Origin of the sequence: Paenibacillus soyae (assembly GCF_024623455.1) — a bacterium.
Taxonomy (GTDB): Bacteria; Bacillota; Bacilli; order Paenibacillales; family Paenibacillaceae; genus Pristimantibacillus; species Pristimantibacillus soyae.
In genome coordinates this window covers 1-229 of the sequence record NZ_JANIPJ010000109.1, presented here as the reverse complement: position 1 = coordinate 229, position 229 = coordinate 1, and the positions used below count along the sequence as shown (strand labels likewise).

At 48.9% G+C, this 229-nt stretch carries 2 rRNA genes; both read right to left on the bottom strand.

Going from position 1 to position 229, the window contains the following annotated elements:
• Positions 1-59: ribosomal RNA gene (gene rrf / locus NQZ67_RS30895) — 5S ribosomal RNA — on the bottom strand; the annotation flags it as partial.
• Positions 60-126: 67 nt separating this feature from the next.
• A 23S ribosomal RNA gene (locus NQZ67_RS30225) occupies positions 127-229 on the bottom strand; the annotation flags it as partial.

Genomic DNA, 229 nt, shown 5'->3' with positions numbered 1-229 from the left:
GGCTTAACGGTCGTGTTCGGTATGGGAACGCGTGGTTCCCCTCCGCCATCGCCACCAAACGATGTTCAATGTTTGCACATTGAAAACTGGATACGAAAGTTTAGCTGAAGTGATCTTTAACTCATTTAGGATAAGCCCTCGACCGATTAGTATTCGTCAGCTCCACACGTTGCCGTGCTTCCACCCCGAACCTATCAACCTCGTCGTCTTCAAGGGGTCTTACTAATTG